Genomic DNA, 15,879 nt, shown 5'->3' on the forward strand with positions numbered 1-15,879 from the left:
GCCCCCATCCGCTATTGTTTCACCACGTTGATATTGGCGGTGTCGTCATCCAGTGCGAGGCTGGTGTTCAGCGTCACATGGTGGAACCTTGCCGCGGCAAAGTCGTCGTGGATCGCAAACCCGACCGTGTAGGTCTGGCCGGGCTCCAGCGGTACATCCCCCGGCGCGCCGGAATTCAGCGGCCGCGAGAAGACGACGGTCCACATGCCACCCGACAGGTTGGCCGAGGCGGCGATTTCACCGTCGTTGACCACGCGCTGTTCCAGCAGATATCCGTTCGAGGCACTGCCATCGGCATAGACGCGCATCAGGTCAAGGAAGGTACCATCGGCCAGGTACTGCTCGATCTGGGCTTCGGCCTCCAGCTTGTCCCAACCACCCATCGGCTTACCGCGGCGGCCCTTGGTATCAACCTCGGTGCGGCTTTCGCTGATGTATTTGGTCACCGTGTCCTGCGCGGTCAGACGACCTGATACATCACCATTGGCGGCAATCGCCTCTGCGCCCGGATCAAAGGGCATATAGGTGTTGTCGGCGTGGCACGAGGCCCAGCAACCCACCTGATCACCCAGCTCGATTCCGGTACCGGTGATCATCATGGCGACCTTGATCTGGTTGTCGGGGTCCATCTTGCCACCTTCGACGAAGGGGGCAGGGCTGTGGCCCGCATCCGGCCATTGCATGCGGATGTACAGGTTCTCGTCGTCATGCGCGGCCTGAACGGTTGCATCGATGACACCACGCTTGCCGGGGATCGGCGTCGGTTCCAGCTCGCCACCGGCCACGATCTTGTTGCCGATCGCATCCAGTTCCTTGGCGTGACAGGTCGAGCACTGATCGCCGCCCTTGGTCAGCGGACGGGCGCCACCGTGGAACTTGCCGTTCTGTACCCATTCAAACGAAGCCTGACCGGGGTAGAACAGTTTCAGATCCGCACTTGCCACGGCGTTCCAGTCGATGTTGCCACCGACATCGCTGCCACCGCCACTTGCGGCGGGCGCTGCGGCTTCTTCTTCTCCGCTTGCGTTGGCGCGTTCTTCGGCAACGGCTGCGTCAACAGCGGCTGCGATCTGGGCCTGAACGGCCTCTTGCTGGGCCTGCTTGGCGGCTTTTTCAGCCTCGGCCTCGGCAGCTTCCTCGGCTTCGATCTTTTCAAGGCTGGCCAGGTATTCCGGCGGGATCGGGCGGATGAAGGCGGGGTTCGGCGCCTCAAGTTCTTCCAGATATTCCTCGTCAGCACGGTCACGGGCATCCGAGTGGGCGATCCCCTTGTGACAGTCGATGCAGGTCTGACCGATCTCCATCGCGTTCAGGTGCTGCTGACGTGCGCGGGGTTTCTGGAACTCGGGCATCATCGATTCAAAATCGTGACAGTTCCGGCATTCGCGCGAGTCGGTGGCTTTCATCCGCTCCCATTCGTTCATCGCCAGATGCACGCGCTTGGCTTCGAACTTTTCGCGGGTGTTGATGGTGCCGACCACCTTGCCGTACAGCTCTTTGGACGCCTTGATCTTGCGGATCATCTTGTGCGTCCAGTCCTTGGGCACGTGGCAGTCCGAACAGACCGCGCCCACGCCCGAGCGGTTCACGTCGTGGATCGTGCCTGTGTATTCCTCATAGACGAAATCGCGCATCTCGTGGCACGAGATACAGAAATCCTTGGTGTTGGTCGCTTCCATGGCGGTGTTGAACCCGCCCCAGAAGATGATGCCGCCGACAAAGGCCGCGGCGATACCGGCCACGGGCATTCCCCACAGGAAATACCGGCGCCAGATCGGTGGTTTTTTATCCGGTTCGGAAGTCATATCCGGGCTCCGTTTTAGCTGTCTTGACTGGCGCGGCGTGTCAGGCCGGCGCATTGGCTCAAAGGGCAAACGAAGAAAGGGCGGGCGAGGGGCCCGCCCTTTCAGGTTTTGGTTGCGATCCCGTCAGGTGACGTGGTTCGACCGGTTGTAGACGTTGAACTTGCCGGTTGGTGCGTACAGCCCCTCGATACGGCCGATCTCTTCCAGCGTTTTGGCGTCAAAGATCACGATCTGACCGTTCGGCTCTTTCGAGTCCGACAGGTTCCACTTGGAAACCCAGACCTCGGTGCCATCAGCGTTGAACTCGAAGTGGACGGCGGCACTGCCTTCGTCTTCGGTGATCTGGATCGTTTTCACAATCTCACCGGTTTCCTTCGAGATGACCTGAACCGACTGCTGAATTTCCGGCTCCGGATGTTTGGTCTGGTCAGCCCAGATGTAATCCGAATTCGGGTGGGTGCGGACAAACAGGCCGGGGCCGTCGGTTTCCACTTCGTAGCAGACCTTCCAGGCATCGTCCGGACGGTTCTCGGGGTCATTACCCCAAACAGTCACGGTACCAACACCAAGGTGAGTCGTACCGGCGACCGGGCCACAATTCGGGTCATTCCAGTTGGCGCCCGGACCGGGGTGCGGCAGCGCGGCCGTGTCGATCATCGCTTCCAGCTTGTGGGTCTTGGTATCGACGACCACCATCTTGTTCGACGCGTTTGCGGCGATCTGGAAGTAACGGCCTGTCGGGTCAAAGAACCCGTCATGCAGGAACTTGGCGCTGTCGATCTTGTCGATCCGCAGGTTGTCCAGATCGGTGTAATCGACCTGCCACAGCTGTCCCAGCTCCTTCACGGCAACGATCCATGTGGGTTCGTTCGGAGTGGTGTAGATTGCGGCCACGCGGGCCTCTTCCACATAATCCCCGTCCACGTTCACGCCGCGGGTCGATACGACCTTGACCGGTTCCATGGTCTGGGCGTCAACGATCGCGAAGTGCGGCGGCCAGTAACCACCACCGATGACGTATTTGCCATCGCCGGAAACGGCAACGTCGCGGGCGTCATAGGCAATCTTGACCTCGGAAACCAACATCTTGTCCGGTGTTTGCCACAGGTCGATCTTGGTCATCTTGCCGTCGCGGCCCATCGTGTACCAGAAACGGCCGGGCTGTTCGGGCTCTTCCAGCTTGTGGTGCTCGGATGCCTTCAGCACGTGCACGGCATAACCGGTCGGGATGTGCGTCAGCACCTCTTTGGTATCGCCGTCGATCACGGCCACCTTGCCTACATCACGCTCGATGACGACAAAGAAGTTTTCCCAGTTACGGCCATGCAGCGGTTCGGTCGGATAATCGGCCTCTTCCACGTAAACCTTGCGGGTCGCCATCATCTGATCCAGCGACATCTCAGGCGGCTTTGGCGGCTCCATCATGATGTAGGTCGCCATGTCCTTGATTTCCTGCTCGGTCATGATGTCCGAGAAGTTGTTCATCCCGCCTTCGGTTCCCCAGGCGATGATCTTTTCAAGGCGTTCCTGTCCCAGTTTCAGGGTGCCGCCTTCGGTGACGGTGCCATCGTCTGCGGTCTTTTTCCAATGGGGTTCAAGGTTCTTGCCGGTGGCGCCCTTACGCAGAACACCGTGGCAACCGGCACATTGTTCAAAATATAGCTGCTTGGAGGCCTCAAAGGCTTCCTCGCTCAGTGTTGGCTCTTCGGCAAAGGCCGGTGCAGCGACGCTGCCCAGCAGCATCGCCAAACCAACCCCAAATGCGCGGCCGGTTTTGTTGTAGCTGATTCCAAGTGACATGATCACTCTCCATATGCGTGGTGAGGCAGGGCAGAGAGTGCGCCCTGCACTCGGAAAGCGCCTTGACCAAAGTCAACGAAGCTCGCGGAAACGTGATGCGATCACTGGTCCTTTTGCCCGTACAGGGCTTTGTAAATCCTGCTTTTGACAGTCATCTTTTTTCAGCCGTCTTGATTTTGGTTAAGTATGGCGACCTCCTGTGCCGCTACTGATCTTGGAACAGGGCGCGACCACAGATCGCGCACAGCCATCGAGGCAGAGGAGATATCCATGACAACTGTTGCCACGCGCGTTCTGGGTGAAGGGTTTCGCGTCTTTTTCCTGTCCGCCGGGCTCTACGGGTTATTCGCGGGCGGGGCCTGGGGGCTGTGGCTGGCGATGCAGAGCGGCGCGATCACATCTCAGGCTTCTTCCTACGCCATGAGCCCGCCAATGTGGCACGCGCACGAGATGATCTTTGGATACGCAACGGCCGCGCTGGGCGGGTTCTTTCTGACTGCCGTGCCCAACTGGACCGGCGCCCCGAACGCGCGTGCCCTGTTCATCGCCACGGCGGCCGGGCTGTGGCTGGCAGGGCGGGTCGCGATGTGGTTTTCCGCATCTCTTGCGCCATGGCTGGTCGCGGTACTTGATCTGGCTTTCATCCCGATTCTGGCGGCCAAGATCGGCAGCCAGCTGATCCGCCGCCCAAAACCTCAAAATATGGTCTTTCTGCTGATTCTCGGTTTCATCTGGATCGCCAACCTCATGACCCATCTGGAATGGATGGGCGTGACCGATGATACGCTGAACACCGGTCTGCGCGCGGGGCTGCTGACCTTGTGCTCGATGATTGCCGTTTTGGGGGGGCGCATCACTCCGGCCTTCACCCGCAACGCGATGAAGCGCGCGGGTGAGCCCGAATCCGCATGGCCGGTCAGCGTCGCGCGAGTGGAAAAAGCCAGCCTTGTGACCGCGCTGTTGCTGCCGCTGTCGATACTGGTCCTTGGCAGCGGGCCGGTGGCCGGAGCGCTGGCTCTGGTCTTTGGCGTCCTTCAAGTTGTGCGGCTGTCGCGCTGGCGCGCAGGCTGGGCCATGCGTCAGCCCATCCTGATCGCCCTGCATCTGGGACTTGGCATGCTGGCCCTTGGCCTGATCCTGTGGGGGCTTGCCCTGCTGGGAATCGGGAACGAGATCGGCGCCCTGCACGTCCTGGGCATCGGATGCGTCGGCGGCATGACCCTTGCGGTGATGAGCCGCGCCGCACTGGGCCATAGCGGTCGCGCATTGGTGGCACCTCAGCCGATGGTTCTGGCCTATGGGCTGATGGCGGCGGCGGCAATCGTCCGGTGGTTCGGCACGGGGCTCGACACCGGTTACCTAACTGCCATGCTGGTGGCTGACGGCCTGTGGATCTGCGCCATCGGCCTGTACCTGATTGCCATGTGGCCCTCGCTTACGGGGCCACGGGCAACCGCCGCCTGATCGGGCCCTGCACGACAATTTTAGGCCCGGTTAGGTGTGGTTTGCATGAGCGCGCCCAGAACGCGCAAAATTCTGTCAGTCAGGTGAATCAGCCGCAATTTCAGCCAATCCCCAGTGTTCCAAGGCTTCGATCACCGGGGCCAGACTATGCCCCTTTGGGGTCAGCGAATATTCGACATGGGGCGGCACGACATCCAGAACTTCACGATGCACCAGACCGTCTTCCGCCATCGCTTTCAGCTGAGCGGTCAGCAACCTCTGAGAGATACCTGCCAGATCGCGCTTCAGCGCATTGAAGCGCTTAGGCCCATCCGTCAGCTCATATAATATCAGCAGCGTCCACTTCCCGCTGATTACACTCAGAGTGCGGCGCACCGGACAGGTCAGGTAACCTTCAGGAAATACGCGTTCTTTTGTTTCGGTTCGCATGCGGTGCCTCCGATTGCAGTACCCTTTAGTATACTAGTAGCTAAAATAGTGCGTACTAGACGAAATGAATTTACCCTTTAATTAGCAGCCATCAGTTCGCAAGAAAAGGATTTGTGAAATGTTGAAACTGACAACTTGGATAATGTCCGGAGCAATGATGATGACTGCCGCAACAACCGCCTATGCCAACGATGCCGTAAAAACGATCCGCGAGTTCTACGAAGTCGCAGATGCCCGGCCAATGAATGCAGAGGAACTTCGCAGTTATTACGCTGAGGATTTCGTTGATCACGATGCCGCACATGAGGGCGGGCACGTTGACGGCGGTGTCGGCACTTACGCTGCGTTGGCAGATGGGGCCCCGGATTCAAAGCACGACCTGGTCATGGTTTTGCCTTCGGGCGACGACAAGGCCATTGTGTACTGGCGCTACAAGGGAACCAACACCAACAATCTGTTTGGTATGCCAACGACTGAAACGCCCCGCAGCTTTGATATTGCCGGGATCGAGATTTTCACCGTCCGGAATGGCAAAATTACCGACATGTGGCACGTAGAGGAAATCAGCAAGCTAGTCGAAACGCTCACCGGCGAAGAGTGAATACCGATGATCACACCCGCGGATGATGTTCGGGGGTGTGATCAAAACCGACTGCCTTCGCTGGTTACGACGAACAGGTTTTCCTACCTTCATGGCAAGTTGCACCTGATGGGGCACTGCCAATCTTGGTTTGCCGTTGAAAACGGCCGTAATGTCGGAAGCTGAGATTGGGCCTTTCGTTGCTTGGGCAACAAAAGGCGACAGTTTTCAGTGCTAGTTCCGCCCGATCAGTGGCTGGTCGTTCTTGAGATGGCGGTGCACCAATCTCCTGATCTGGCCGCCTCTGGCAGGGATCCTGCGCGCGGCATCAGGGATGTAGCCGGGTCTCATCAGCGACGGGAACAGGTCAAGAATTTCACCGCGCGCCTGAGGGCTGACACCCTTGAGCGCCTCGGGGCCGGTAAACAGGCTTTCCGATGGCGCCCCTTCGGCAAAAACAACCTCGTGCCGGTCGAACAGGACGTGGATATAAGTCACGCTTTCGACCGTTTCGTCGACCGTGACGCCGGGAACACCTACCAGCTTGTGTGCGGGAACCAGAACTTCTTCGGCATCGAACATCCGGATCGCAATGGCAGACCGCACCAGCATCCGGTGTTGCGGTGAAACCAGCAGGTCGCGATGTGGCAGGCCACAGCCCAAAGCACCGGCGGCAATCCGGATCGGGCGCAGCACGGGCTTGGCGGCCAATTCTTCCGGCCCCAGTTCGCGCGATCCGATCCAGCGGATTGGCTGCGCGCCGCGATCCAGCGTGACAATCTCATCCCCTACGGACAGGGTATCGATTGCGCGCGGACCCTGCGGCGTTTCGATCATTGTTCCCCGGGTGAAACATGGCACAACGGTATTCACCGGAATGTCCGCGCCGTTATCGGTCAGTGCCCCGATCGTCAGGGTGGTGTTCAGCGGCGGAACGCCCCCGATGAAGCCAAGAAAGTAACCCTGTTCGGCCGACGGAAAGTCAAAATCGCCATCATTGTTGATGTCCCAGTCCATGACGCCGATTTCATAGGTGTTCACGCCATCGTTGACCTCGATGGTATAGTCCCACGCAAATGACTGACCCAGATAGGTCTGGCTCGGGTCATTCGGAGTTTCATTGGAAACATTATCGCCGTCGATGATCGTGGGGTCTGCCCCGTCCGAGATCGTGATCTGGCTATACGCGGTGATCTGAAAGGTGGTGCCCGGCTGATATAGCTGCGCCTGGCTGTCCGTCATGGTCGAGTCAGAACGGAATGCGCCGTAAATATTGATTGCCATCTTTAACCCAACTACTCGCTTCGGCCCGCCTGTTATCCCGCGCGGTTGCGCAAATGGCGGCACCATCTCTAACCGGGTAAATCAATGCCGGGTCAAAATTCAATTTTCAAGGCAATATCCGGGCGATTTTTAGGTATTGCGACATAAACACCAGACGTTGGGTGCCAGAGTGACGGCCCGATCCCGCACCCACCCGGTTGCGTGACCAAACGGGAATTCGTCCGCCAGTCTTGACTTTGGTTAAGGCGTACCTATGGCCCGACCTCCATGCTCCGTGCATCAGCAAAGCGGCGCAAAGGAGAGCGCAATGCGCGAAGTCATGACCAAGAGCATGGCCCGCAACATATTCTATGGCGGGTCACTGTTCTTTATTCTTATCTTTCTGGCCTTATCGGCCCATTCCCACTGGTACATCGTCAATTCCGAGAACGCGGCCACACTTGATGACAGCGTGATCCGGGGCAAGCACGTCTGGGAAAAACATGCCTGTGTCAACTGTCACTCGATTCTGGGCGAGGGTGCGTATTTCGCCCCCGAGGTCGGCAACGTGATGACCCGCTGGGGCGTTCTGGACGACCCGGAGGCGGCCTTTGAAACCCTCAAGGGCTGGATGGAGGCGCAACCGACCGGCATCGAAGGCCGGCGGCAGATGCCCAATTTCAACCTCAGCGACGAAGAAATCCGCGATCTGTCGAACTTCCTGATCTGGACGGACAACATCGACGCTCAGGACTGGCCGCCGAACGACGCGGGCTAAGAAGGGAACCGAGAAATGAAATACGAATCCCAAAAGGTGGCCTACGCCTACTTCGCAGTAGCCATGGGCCTGTTCGCGATACAGGTGATCGGCGGCCTGCTGGCTGGCCTGATCTATGTATCCCCCAACTTCCTGAGCGAGCTTCTGCCGTTCAACATCGTGCGGATGCTGCACACCAACTCGCTGATTGTCTGGCTGATCCTTGGCTTCTTCGGCGCGGCCTATTTCCTGATCCCGGAAGAGACCGAGCGTGAGATCCATTCGACCAAACTGGCCTATCTGCAGCTGATCATCCTTGTGGTCGGCACTCTGGGCGTGGTCGTGACCTATGTCTTCAACCTGTTCGAAGGCAACTGGCTGCTGGGCAAAGAGGGGCGCGAGTTCCTTGAACAGCCCAAATGGGTCAAGGCGGGCATCGTCGTTGCCGCGCTGATCTTCCTCTACAACGTCTCGATGACGGTGTTGAAGGGCAAGAAGACCGCGATTTCGAACATCCTGCTTCTGGGCCTTTGGGGTCTGGCGCTGCTGTTCCTGTTTGCCTTCTACAACCCGGGCAACCTGTCCTTGGACAAACAATACTGGTGGTACGTTGTCCACCTGTGGGTCGAAGGTGTGTGGGAACTGATCATGGCCTCGATCCTGGCCTATCTGATGCTCAAGCTGACCGGCGTTGACCGTGAGATCGTCGAGAAATGGCTCTATGTCATCGTTGCCGCCGCCCTGTTCTCGGGCATCCTCGGCACCGGCCACCACTACTACTGGATCGGTACGCCTGCGTACTGGCAGTGGATCGGTTCGATCTTCTCCAGCCTCGAGGTGATCCCGTTCTTTGCGATGATGGCCTTTGCCTTCGTCATGGTCTGGAAGGGCCGTCGTGACCACCCGAACAAGGCCGCACTTCTGTGGTCGCTGGGCTGTGCCACGCTGGCGTTCTTCGGTGCCGGTGTCTGGGGCTTCCTGCACACGCTGCACGGGGTGAACTACTATACCCACGGCACGCAGATCACCGCGGCCCACGGTCACCTGGCCTTCTACGGTGCCTATGTCTGCCTCAACCTGGCGATCTTCAGCTATGCCATGCCGATCCTCAAGAACCGCGATCCCTACAATCAGGTTCTCAACATGGCGTCCTTCTGGCTGATGACCAGCGGTATGGTCTTCATGACCTTCGTGCTGACCTTTGCCGGTACTGTTCAGACTCACATGCAACGGGTGGTCGGTGACTACTTCATGGATGTGCAGGATCAGATCGAGATCTTCTACTGGATGCGTCTTGGTTCTGGTCTGGTCGTGGTCCTTGGCGCGCTGCTGTTCATCTACTCGATCTGGGTTCCCCGGAAAGAGATCATTGAACCCGGCGCAGCCGAAACACCTGCGGAGTAATGGATATGGACGGCTCCATACAAATGGGAACGGGGGCGGCTGACGCCCCCTTCTACCTCCCCCAGGGCGACGAATGCGATGTGTTCGCCGCCGCCTATACCAACAACCTGCCGGTCCTGCTGAAAGGCCCGACCGGCTGCGGCAAGACCCGCTTTGTGGCCCACATGGCCGCCAGTCTTGGCCGCCCGCTTTATACTGTGGCCTGCCACGACGACCTCGCAGCGGCTGACCTGATCGGGCGCTACCTGCTGAAAGGCGGCGAAACCGTCTGGGTCGATGGCCCGCTGACCCGCGCCGTACGCGAAGGCGCGATCTGCTATCTCGACGAGGTGGTCGAGGCCCGCAAGGACGTCACCGTTGTTCTGCACCCGCTGACCGACGATCGGCGCATCCTGCCGATCGACCGCACCGGCGAAGAACTTGAGGCCGCACCCGGCTTCATGCTGGTGGCCTCGTACAACCCCGGCTACCAGAACATCCTGAAAACCCTGAAACCCTCGACTCGGCAGCGTTTCATCTCGCTGGAATTCGACTTCCCCTCGCCCGAGATGGAGGCCGAAGTTGTTGCGCAGGAAAGCGGCTTGCCGCTGGAACGCTGCAAGCCACTGGTCCGTCTGGCCGGTAAGCTGCGCGGGCTCAAGGGTCAGGATCTCGAGGAAGGCGTTTCTACCCGTCTGGTCGTTTATGCCGCGACGCTGATCGCACAGGGCATGTCCACCGACCGCGCCATCCTTGCCGCCATGATCGAACCTCTGACCGATGACGAGGATATCAAACGCGGGCTCCTCGATCTTGTCACGGCTGTCTTTGGGTGAGGCCGGCCGATGGTCAAGATCGATTTCGAGCCATGGGAACCCGAAGAAACGATCGGGAAACTGTGGCACACCCTTGCCAGCCGCCTCGATGCACCTGAGGTGCATGTTGGAGCCGCGGTCGACCTTTCTGAGGTCGCGGGGCGGCTGGCAGTCCTCTTTCGGGGACTTGGGGGTAGTCCGGGCGTCGAATTGCGCCCGGTCTCACCCGAAATTTCGCGCCACCGCCTCAGCTGGCGCCGCCGTCTGGCGACCGAGGCCGAGCAGCTTCCGCGCGCCTCGTTCGACGGCGAGGTTCTGCGCTTGCCGGACCGACTGGCCGTCTTTCCCGCGCGCGAAGCCAACGGCGCGCTCTATGTCTGGCTTGCTGCCGCCGCCGCCCATGCGGGAACCCGAATTGACGAAGATGACCCCCTGCGTGCCGATCTGCACGCCCTGACCGCCGCACAGGAAATGGTTGCGGCGACGCTTGAAGACGCCCCGGGCTTGCGCCCGCTGTATTCCGAGCTTTGCAAGGGGCTGCTGCATCAGCGCGACGTCCCCGATCTGCCCCCGGTCGAAGCCGCCGTCGAAGAACTGGTCCGCCAAATGCTGGGTGACCCCACGCCGCCTTCGGCGCGGGCCGAACAGCTGAAAGCAATTGACGATGATCTAACCGCCCCGCGCGGCTATCAGCATTTCCGTCCGGTTGCCCTGTGGCCGGAACTGCGTGCCGTCGGCTTCTCAGAACATAACGAGGTTGAAAACCCAGACACCGAAGGCCCGCCCGAGGAATCAGGTGAAAAGACCCACCGTGCGCGCCGCCGCAAATCCGATCAGGCGTCGCGCAGCGACAGCTTCATTCTGCACAAGTTCGAGGCGATCCTCAGCTGGGCCGAATTCCTCAATATCAACCGTCGCATCGATGACGATGACCCCGACAATGCCAAAAAGGCCGCCGACGATCAGGACGAGATTGGCCTGGGCCAGATCTCCAAGGCGCCGCCGACCAAGCTGAAACTCCACCTCGACCTCGCGCCCGAGGATGTGAATCGTGAACGCCTGTCTGGCCGCATCCTCTATCCCGAATGGGACGTGCGGACAGGAGCTTACCTGCCGGATCACGTCAACGTCCTGACCTCGGACGCGGAAATCCGCGAGGACGCCGCCGAGTTTGGCAAGGACCCCGCCACCGCCCGCCGCATCCGCGCCGTCAAACGCCAGTTCGAGGCCCTGCGCCCGGGCCGCGTCATGACCCGTGGCCATCTGGACGGCGATCAGCTGGATATCGAAGCCGCCGTGCGCGCCGAAACCGACCGCCATGCCAGCGGCGAAGGCAACGAACGCATCTGGCTACAATCCCGGCCCGAGGCCCGCGATCTGGCGGTGTCGATCCTGCTCGACGTCAGCCGCTCGACCGAAAGCGCCGTCACCGGCCGCGCCGTCATCGACATCGAGCGCGAGGCACTGGCCGCTCTGGCCTGGGGGCTGAACGCTTGCGGCGACGATTTCGCCATCCACGCCTTCAGTTCGCTCAAACGCCAGCGGGTCTATGTCCAGCGTTGCAAACGCTTTGACGAACCGATGGGCACCACGGTCGAACAACGTATCGCCTCGCTGCGCCCCGGTCACTACACCCGCCTCGGGGCCGCGATCCGCCACTGTTCCGCCGATCTGGCCGCGCAATCCCGCAAACGCCGCCTGCTGCTGGTCATCACCGATGGCAAACCCAACGATCTGGACCACTACGAAGGCCGCCACGGAATCGAAGACACAAGGCAGGCCGTGCGCGAGGCGCGCCGCGCCGGACAATCGGTCTTTGGCGTCACCATCGACAAGACCGGCAAAAGCTGGTTCCCCCGCATGTTCGGGCAGGGCGGCTTTGCCGTCATCCCCGACCCGCACCGCCTGACCATGGCCCTGCCGCAGATCTATCGCCAGCTGGTCGGCGCATGAGCGATGCGGCCCTGATCGACGAGCTTCCCGGCGAGCTTCTGATGTGGGTGCTGATCATCAGTGAGCTGCTGGTCTTCGGCGCGGGGCTGGTCGCCTTCATGGGCGTGCGCCTCACCGACCCGGCTGGCTTTGCCGAGGCGCAATCCCACCTCTATCGCACCGGCGCGGCGCTCAATACCGCCGTTCTGGTCACGTCTGGCTTTCTCGCGGCCAAGGCGCTGCAATGGCGGCAGATTGCCCGCCGTACAACAGCCCGCCTTGCCCTGATCGGCGCGGCCCTGCTGGGGGTCCTGTTCCTGATCATCAAAGGCGCGGAATATGCAGGCAAGGCGGGGCAGGGCATCAGCTATGAATCCCACCCGTTCTTCCTGTTCTACTACCTGCTCACGGGTTTCCACGCCGCGCACGTCCTTGCCGGGGTCTGCATCCTTTTGCTGGTCGCGTGGCGCGACGATCCCCGCAATATCGAGGCAGGTGCGCAGTTCTGGCACATGGTCGATCTGGTCTGGGTGCTGCTGTTCCCGGTGATCTACCTGTTGGGATGATGGCGATGATCCATTCTTCATCTTTTTCCAAATACTCCCGCCGGAGGCTCCCAGACCGCCTCACAATCGCATGGCTCGGACTTCTGGCGCTCAGCCTGACAACCGCATTGCTGACCACACTCCCGCTGTCACCCAAGTTCATCGGTGCAGGTATCCTGTTTCTGGCCCTCGCCAAGGCCCGCATCATCCTTGCCCGCTATCTGGACCTCGCGCAAAGCCCCGCATGGCTCCGGGGATTCACTGCGGTGCTGACCGTATTCACACTGCTGTTGCTTGGGTTGTACCTGATCTGATCCGCGCGCCAGTCATCCCGCCTGTGCCTCAGCCCCGGAACGCCGCCGCCAGATCTTCGGGCAGGTCAAATTCCTTCAGCACCCGCGCCCGTGCCTCAGCCGACATTTTCCGGGCCGTCTTTTCCACGATGCGCTGAATTTTCTCAGCCGAGTGCTTTTCGGCAAACGGTGCGAAATACCATTTCAGGAAAACGAAGCAGATCACGTCCTCCAGCGCCTGCACATCCGCATCGCGTTTGATGCCCTCCTTGCGCAGCATACGGCCCGCCGCCTCGGTGTCTTTTGCACCGTATCCGGCCTTGGTCATAAGCCCCATGACCACATCGGCGTGATGCACGCCCTGCGCCTTGCGCCAGGCGAGATAGCCCGCGCGGCCTTCGGGATATTCCGACCGCGCCAGTTTCCAGCGCTCCACATGCTGCCCCCGCGCTGCGATCTGCAGCACATCCCCTGCGCCGGGAAACAGCCGGTTCATCTCGGCGCTCATCCGTTCGCCATAAAGCCGCGCCTCCGGGCGGCCATCCTCAAGCCTGGGGTCTGCGTCGTTGGCCGCATCAATTGCGTCCAGAACCGTTTGCATCCGTTCACTCATTACCTGCTCCAGTTCTCTGCCGGATCACTTTCGGCATAATCGCGCAGCACCTCGATATCCGAAATTTCCGCGTGGTTGCGCTTGACCGTAACGCCAGCCGTCTTCAGTCGCGAAAACGCCCGGCTCAGGCTTTCGGGTTTCATGCCCAGACGCCCTGCGATCAGCATCTTGTCATAGGGCAGGGTGACGTCACAGTCCCCGGTCTCGCAATCGCACAGGTTCAGCAGAAACTCCGCCACCCGCTGGGCTCCGGTCTGCGCCTTCAGTTGTTCCAGCTGGGCTACCAGCGAATGCAGATGGGTAAACGTGGCCGCCAGAATCGAAATTCCGATCTCCGGGTCTTCCTTCATCAGCGAGATGAAGATCGGGCTGGGCACGTGCATGATCTCGCAGGAAGACACCGCCTCGGCCGAAACCGGATAGGGCATGTTGCGCAGCGCCACGGCCTCGCCAAAGCTCTCACCGCGGGTAAAGACGCTCACCACCGCTTCGGCACCCGTGGGCGCCATTCGGAACAGCTTGACCCAGCCACTCAGTACGACGTGAATGGCCTGTGCCTCTTCCTCCTGCAGAAATATGGTTTCTCCGCGGTCGTATTTCCGCCAGATCGCGTGACTCAGCAACGTGTCGACATGCTGTTCCGGCAGTGATCGTAACAGCAATGACTGCCGCGCGATCGCTTTCTGTGCTTCATGCGCCAATAAGGCCACCTCATTAATTTCCTGCTGGCTCGATCCGGCCAGTGGGTCATTCGAACCCAAACTACGTCAAAGTGGGCCCCGGTGCACCTGCCTTTTCCACGACCTGCCGTCAATCCTTTGCGACACTTGACAATAGTCATGTTCCCGGCCCGCCACCGGTTCTAACGTCACCACAAAGCCAGTATTCCCGGGAGAGAACGTCATGGACTACGAGCGATATTTCACCCAGAGCCTCGACAATCTGCGGGACGAAGGGAATTACCGTGTTTTCATAGACCTCCAGCGCCGCTGCGGCGCTTTTCCAAATGCCCGCCAGACCGACGGTGAAACCCGGCGCGATGTGCGCATCTGGTGTTCGAACGACTATCTAGGCATGGGACAGCACCCGTCCGTCCTTGCGGCCATGCACGATGCGCTTGACCGCTGCGGGGCAGGGGCCGGGGGCACCCGCAACATTTCCGGCACCACTCACGATCACGTGCTGCTCGAAGCCGAACTGGCCGACCTGCACGGTAAAGAAGCAGCACTCCTCTTTACCTCCGGATATGTTTCGAACTGGGCTGCCCTCGGTACCCTTGCCTCCAAGATCCCCGGCCTGATCGTGTTCTCGGACGCGCTCAACCACGCCTCGATGATCGAAGGTATCCGCCATTCCCGCGCCCAAAAGGTGATCTGGAAACACAACGACCTCGAGGACCTCGAGGCGAAACTGGCCGCCGCCGACACTGACGCGCCCAAGATGGTGGCCTTTGAATCGGTCTATTCGATGGATGGCGACATCGCCCCCATCAAGGAAATCTGCGATCTGGCCGACAAATACGGCGCCATGACCTATCTGGACGAGGTGCACGCTGTCGGCCTTTACGGCCCGCGCGGCGGCGGTATTGCCGAACGCGAGGGTCTGATGGACCGCCTGACGGTCATCGAAGGCACGCTTGGCAAAGCCTTTGGCGTGGTCGGCGGATATATCGCCGCCTCTGCCGCCCTGTGTGACTTCGTGCGCAGCTTTGCCAGCGGATTCATCTTTACCACCGCACTGCCGCCAGCCATCGCCGCCGGGGCCGCCGCCTCGATCCGGCATCTGAAACAGTCTGCGGTCGAACGGTATACCCAGAAAATGCGCGTCGCACAGGTTCGCGCACGGCTGGATGCCGAAGGCATTCCACACCTGCCCAACCCCAGCCACATCATTCCGGTGATGGTGGGCGATCCGGTCAAGTGCAAGTTCATCTCGGACACCCTGCTGGAAGAGTTCGGAATCTACATCCAGCCGATCAACTACCCGACCGTTCCCAAAGGGACCGAACGCCTGCGCATTACCCCATCGCCGGTCCATACCGACGCCGATATCGACCATCTGGTCGGCGCATTATCGGCTCTCTGGCAACGTTGTCAGATCGCCCGAATGCCGGTCGCCGCGCAATAACGACCCTGTCCGGTCGGCCCGAAACCGCCGCAGAGTCAGGAAAAACTTTGGTCTGCCTCCCTCCCTGTGCCAT

General features: G+C 60.4%; 15 protein-coding genes. 9 read left to right on the forward strand and 6 right to left on the reverse strand.

All coding sequences use genetic code 11. The features are described from left to right. Positions 1 to 11: 11 nt before the first annotated feature. Positions 12 to 1,805, reverse strand: coding sequence for a NapC/NirT family cytochrome c (locus ACR0D6_RS12195; RefSeq protein WP_480765696.1), 1,794 nt, complete (start codon positions 1,803 to 1,805; stop codon positions 12 to 14). A 123-nt stretch (positions 1,806 to 1,928) separates the two neighbouring features. Next, a complete protein-coding gene (locus ACR0D6_RS12200) occupies positions 1,929 to 3,605 on the reverse strand; it encodes a cytochrome D1 domain-containing protein (protein ID WP_480451285.1) in 1,677 nt (558 codons plus the stop codon). A gap of 270 nt (positions 3,606 to 3,875) precedes the next feature. Between ACR0D6_RS12200 and ACR0D6_RS12205 the strand changes: the two genes are divergently transcribed. After that, a complete protein-coding gene (locus tag ACR0D6_RS12205) occupies positions 3,876 to 5,069 on the forward strand; it encodes an NnrS family protein (protein WP_480765697.1) in 1,194 nt (397 codons plus the stop codon). A 75-nt stretch (positions 5,070 to 5,144) separates the two neighbouring features. On the opposite strand, the gene ACR0D6_RS12210 is transcribed toward ACR0D6_RS12205, so the two are convergent. Further along, the gene (locus ACR0D6_RS12210; RefSeq protein ID WP_480765698.1) at positions 5,145 to 5,498 is read right to left on the reverse strand and encodes a winged helix-turn-helix transcriptional regulator; all 354 of its coding nucleotides are present in this window, start codon (positions 5,496 to 5,498) and stop codon (positions 5,145 to 5,147) included. A gap of 160 nt (positions 5,499 to 5,658) precedes the next feature. Between ACR0D6_RS12210 and ACR0D6_RS12215 the strand changes: the two genes are divergently transcribed. Continuing rightward, a complete protein-coding gene (locus ACR0D6_RS12215) occupies positions 5,659 to 6,099 on the forward strand; it encodes an ester cyclase (RefSeq protein ID WP_170651308.1) in 441 nt (146 codons plus the stop codon). Between the two features lie 213 nt (positions 6,100 to 6,312). Here the strand turns inward: ACR0D6_RS12215 and ACR0D6_RS12220 are convergent, their stop codons facing one another. Further along, on the reverse strand, positions 6,313 to 7,362 hold the full coding sequence (locus ACR0D6_RS12220) for a Hint domain-containing protein (RefSeq protein WP_480765699.1): 1,050 nt from the start codon (positions 7,360 to 7,362) through the stop codon (positions 6,313 to 6,315). Between the two features lie 307 nt (positions 7,363 to 7,669). Here ACR0D6_RS12220 and ACR0D6_RS12225 point away from each other — a divergent pair, with 307 nt between their 5' ends. From ACR0D6_RS12225 to ACR0D6_RS12250, 6 genes are read left to right on the forward strand one after another with little or no spacing between them, the layout of a single operon-like run. After that, the gene (locus ACR0D6_RS12225; protein WP_480765700.1) at positions 7,670 to 8,119 is read left to right on the forward strand and encodes a c-type cytochrome; all 450 of its coding nucleotides are present in this window, start codon (positions 7,670 to 7,672) and stop codon (positions 8,117 to 8,119) included. Positions 8,120 to 8,134: 15 nt separating this feature from the next. Further along, entirely contained in the window at positions 8,135 to 9,502 is a 1,368-nt protein-coding gene (locus ACR0D6_RS12230) for a cbb3-type cytochrome c oxidase subunit I (protein ID WP_170651311.1), read from the forward strand. A gap of 5 nt (positions 9,503 to 9,507) precedes the next feature. Beyond that, positions 9,508 to 10,317, forward strand: coding sequence for an AAA family ATPase (locus ACR0D6_RS12235; RefSeq protein ID WP_480666202.1), 810 nt, complete (start codon positions 9,508 to 9,510; stop codon positions 10,315 to 10,317). A gap of 9 nt (positions 10,318 to 10,326) precedes the next feature. Beyond that, positions 10,327 to 12,249 (forward strand): nitric oxide reductase activation protein NorD, encoded by a 1,923-nt coding sequence (locus tag ACR0D6_RS12240; protein ID WP_480765701.1) that lies wholly within the window; start codon positions 10,327 to 10,329, stop codon positions 12,247 to 12,249. Beyond that, entirely contained in the window at positions 12,246 to 12,794 is a 549-nt protein-coding gene (locus ACR0D6_RS12245; protein WP_480765702.1) for a cytochrome c oxidase subunit 3, read from the forward strand. The genes ACR0D6_RS12240 and ACR0D6_RS12245 overlap by 4 nt, the downstream gene beginning before the upstream one ends. Before the next feature lie 5 nt (positions 12,795 to 12,799). Continuing rightward, on the forward strand, positions 12,800 to 13,087 hold the full coding sequence (locus ACR0D6_RS12250; protein ID WP_480765703.1) for a cytochrome C oxidase subunit IV family protein: 288 nt from the start codon (positions 12,800 to 12,802) through the stop codon (positions 13,085 to 13,087). A 28-nt stretch (positions 13,088 to 13,115) separates the two neighbouring features. Here the strand turns inward: ACR0D6_RS12250 and ACR0D6_RS12255 are convergent, their stop codons facing one another. Both ACR0D6_RS12255 and ACR0D6_RS12260 read right to left on the reverse strand, forming a co-directional pair. Then, on the reverse strand, positions 13,116 to 13,679 hold the full coding sequence (locus ACR0D6_RS12255; RefSeq protein ID WP_480765704.1) for a DUF4202 domain-containing protein: 564 nt from the start codon (positions 13,677 to 13,679) through the stop codon (positions 13,116 to 13,118). Beyond that, positions 13,679 to 14,380, reverse strand: a complete 702-nt coding sequence (locus tag ACR0D6_RS12260; RefSeq protein ID WP_170652538.1) for a Crp/Fnr family transcriptional regulator — start codon at positions 14,378 to 14,380, stop codon at positions 13,679 to 13,681. The genes ACR0D6_RS12255 and ACR0D6_RS12260 overlap by 1 nt, the downstream gene beginning before the upstream one ends. Positions 14,381 to 14,582: 202 nt before the next feature. Between ACR0D6_RS12260 and hemA the strand changes: the two genes are divergently transcribed. Next, entirely contained in the window at positions 14,583 to 15,806 is a 1,224-nt protein-coding gene (hemA, locus tag ACR0D6_RS12265; protein WP_480765705.1) for a 5-aminolevulinate synthase, read from the forward strand. Positions 15,807 to 15,879 lie beyond the last annotated feature (73 nt).

Source organism: Ruegeria sp. BJ6 (assembly GCF_056537885.1).